Annotated in this window: 4 protein-coding genes; 3 read left to right on the top strand and 1 reads right to left on the bottom strand. The window is 66.4% G+C overall.

Annotated features, from left to right (window positions below; genetic code table 11):
* A partial coding sequence (locus VFT73_RS08625) for a L,D-transpeptidase family protein (RefSeq protein WP_326409904.1) occupies nt 1–1,173 on the top strand: 1,173 nt, incomplete at its 5' end.
* 110 nt (nt 1,174–1,283) lie between these two features.
* Here the strand turns inward: VFT73_RS08625 and VFT73_RS08630 are convergent.
* Nucleotides 1,284–1,973 carry a murein L,D-transpeptidase catalytic domain family protein gene (locus tag VFT73_RS08630; protein ID WP_326409906.1) on the bottom strand — a complete coding sequence of 230 codons (690 nt, stop codon included), beginning with the start codon at nt 1,971–1,973 and terminating at the stop codon, nt 1,284–1,286.
* A gap of 302 nt (nt 1,974–2,275) precedes the next feature.
* Between VFT73_RS08630 and rpsU the strand changes: the two genes are divergently transcribed.
* Nucleotides 2,276–2,482 carry a 30S ribosomal protein S21 gene (rpsU, locus tag VFT73_RS08635; RefSeq protein ID WP_326409908.1) on the top strand — a complete coding sequence of 69 codons (207 nt, stop codon included), beginning with the start codon at nt 2,276–2,278 and terminating at the stop codon, nt 2,480–2,482.
* 20 nt (nt 2,483–2,502) lie between these two features.
* A complete protein-coding gene (locus tag VFT73_RS08640; protein ID WP_326409910.1) occupies nt 2,503–2,997 on the top strand; it encodes an FKBP-type peptidyl-prolyl cis-trans isomerase in 495 nt (164 codons plus the stop codon).
* Nucleotides 2,998–3,090 lie beyond the last annotated feature (93 nt).

Here is a 3,090-nt window from a genome sequence, read left to right on the forward strand (position 1 = left end):
CTGCCCCCGGCCGTTTGGGACGCCGCGAACGCCGCGGCGCTGCTGCAATATATCGAGCAGATCGGGGTCGAGGGCCTCAACCCCGCGGATTACGATCCCGAAGGTTTGAAGGCCGCGCTCGCGAGCGGCGATCCGGTGGCCCTGTCGGCCGTCGCGACGGACCGGTTCGACCGCGTGTCGTCCGACCTTGCGCTGGGTCATGTGAAGAAGCCGGCGCGGGTCGACTGGTACATCGTCGACAAGGATCTCGGCGCAGACAAGCAGGATGCGCTGCTTCGGTCCGCGCTCGCCCAACACGACATTGCCGGTGCGCTGAACGGGCTTCTGCCGACGCACCCGCAATATGCCGCGCTGAAGGCGGCGCTGGCCGAAACGCCGGCGAGCGACACCGCCGAGCGCGACCGCATCCGGCTCAACATGGACCGCTGGCGGTGGCTCCCGCGCGAGCTTGGCGACAAGTACATCATCGTGAACGTGCCGAGCTTCCACGCGACCCTGGTCGAGGACGGCCAGAATCGCTGGAAGGAGCGGGCGATCGCGGGCAAGCTGTCGACCCCGACTCCGCAGCTGACGGCCATGGCCACCGGTGTGATCCTCAATCCCTGGTGGGAGGTGCCGAAGAGCATCGAGAAGGAAGCCGCCGGGAAAAAGGGCTTCGTCGCGGTCAAGGGCGCGGACGGCAAGGTCCAGCGGTGGCGGCAGCCGCCTGGGCCGAGCAACGCGCTCGGGCAGCTCAAGTTCGTGATGCCCAACTCGAAGGCGATCTACCTCCACGACACCAACGCGCGCAGCCGCTTCAACGACAGCGTGCGCGCGCTGAGCCACGGCTGCGTTCGGACGCAGCATATCGTCGATCTCGCGACCGAGCTGCTCGGCGACGACGGCGGGACGTGGACGCCCGACAGGATCCAGGCGGCGCTCGACAGCAAGAAGACCGTCCAGGCCAACTTCGTGAAGCCGCTTCCGGTCTACATCGTCTATTTCAGCCAGGCCGCGCTGCTCAGCGGCCGGATCGTCGACTACAAGGACATGTACGGCCGCGATCCCAAGGCGGTGGCGGCGCTGAACATGAAGGACGGCGGCGCGAGCCTCGCCCCGCCCAAGCCCGAGCCGAAGCCCGATACCATCGCCGCGAAAAAGGCGAAGCCCGTCGACCAGGTGGCGCAGCGCTAGCGCCCGCCAAGCTTGGGCAAAGAAAAAGGGCCGCCCGAGGGCGGCCCTTCGTTTTTCAGTCGGGCGCGGCTTACGCCAGCTCGTAGCGCAACTGTCCCCCGGACAGTCGCTTACGCGAGCTTGTCGGCGTAGATCATCCGTCCGCCGGCGAGGCGCCGCATCACCTTGTCCTGGCTCGCCTTGGGCATCGCGAAGCAGCCCTCCGAGCGGCCGAGCATGCCGTGCAGCCGGATCATCTCGGGTTCCGCATACCAGGCGTTGTGGATGACGATCGCGCGCGGTTCGGCGTTGTTGTTCGTCCAGTCGAGTCCGCGGACCTTCAGCGACAGGCCGTACTTGCCGTAATAATAATCGTCGGTGACGTACGCGCCTTCTGAGGTCGCGTAGCTGCCGAAGGCGTTGCTGAACCGCTCCAGATAGCCCGAGTGGCTCGGGTCCGATCCGCGTCCGTGACAGACGAGGTGACTTTCGACCGTTCCGTTCTGGAGATCGACGACGTGGAAACGAGGCTCGCTCGATGGCCTCGAGAAGTCAGCGATCCCGATGGCGTCGCGAGGCGCGATCCGGTGCGAATCGAGCGCCGCCTTGGCGCGTGCGAAGAGCTGCGGATCGATGCCCGCGGGCGCGGCTGGAACCTGCGGCTGCGCGGGAACCGGAGTCGGGGCCGGCGGCGTTCCCGCACCCGTCGTCTGCGGGACCAGCAGCCCCGGAAGCGACTGCGAAGCCGCAGCAGAAGAAAGGATGAGCCCCGCGGCGCCAGCAGCGCCCAGACGCAGCATTTCCCTCCGATTGACCGACATTCATTCCCTCCGCTCTCGCAACCCTCTTATCAATCAAAGGGTTAATGGTGGATAACCTTGACGCTGGCGTTTCCCCTTCCATCGTCCAAGCCGAACGATTCGTCGCAGATGGCCCGCGGACGGCGATGACCCCGAAAAGCTTGAACGCCGGTCGCGTCGCTGCTAAGGGGCCGCCGCCGCCGAGGTGTGCCTCTGACGGCCGCTGAACTATTGTCGATGGAACGGAGCGCTACGCCCGCTCGATCGCTGATATGGGGATTAACCCCATGATTTTAAAGACTTAAGGAGAGTGACGGGCTTTTATGCAGATCATCGTTCGCGACAATAATGTCGAGCAGGCGCTGCGCGCGCTGAAGAAGAAGCTGCAGCGCGAGGGCGTCTACCGCGAGATGAAGCTGCGTCGTCATTACGAGAAGCCGTCGGAGAAGCGCGCCCGCGAGCGGGCCGCCGCGATCCGCCGCGCCCGCAAGCTCGAGCGCAAGCGCGCCGAGCGCGAGAGCGCGCGCTAGACTCCGAAGCACCAGCAGCAGTGTCCGTCGCCGAAGCCGCCCATCGCCCCGACCATCGCGGCCGGGCCGTCGCTTTGTGGATCGGCTTCATCCTCGTCATCGCCGCCGGAGTGGCCCTGGCCTGGCTCGGCGCGCACTCGGTGCGCCAGCGGACGATCCAGCTGGAGACCATCCAGGCCGGCACCGGTCCGACGATCCAGCCGCAGGACGGCGTGCTGATCGATTACGAAGGCCGGTTGTCCGACGGCAAAGTGTTCGATTCGAGCCAGGGCAAGGGTCCGGTCCCGCTGCTCGCCAACCAGGTCATCCCCGGCTTCGCCGAAGCGCTGTCGCGGATGCAGGAAGGCGGGCATTACAGGATCCATATCCCGTCGAAGCTCGCCTACGGCGCCAACCCTCCGCCCGACGCGCCGATCCCGCCGAACGCCGACCTGGACTATGACGTGAAGGTGGTGAAGGTCGTGCCCAACGCGGCGCTGATGCAGCAAAGCGGACCGCCGCAGCCGCAGCAATGAAGGCGCTCAGGTCGAGACGACCTCCGGCCCTTCCTCTTCCTTCTTCGCCTGCTGGTGGCTGAGGTCGACCAGCACGACCTTGAGCGTCGCCAG

This window comes from Sphingomonas sp., assembly GCF_035758555.1.
Classification (GTDB): domain Bacteria; phylum Pseudomonadota; class Alphaproteobacteria; order Sphingomonadales; family Sphingomonadaceae; genus Sphingomonas_B.

Bases quoted from the DNA above. Each gene is read 5' to 3' on its own strand.
- VFT73_RS08630 (WP_326409906.1), bottom strand. From the start codon at position 1,973: ATGTCGGTCAATCGGAGGGAAATGCTGCGTCTGGGCGCTGCTGGCGCC.
- rpsU (WP_326409908.1), top strand. From the start codon at position 2,276: ATGCAGATCATCGTTCGCGACAATAATGTCGAGCAGGCGCTGCGCGCG.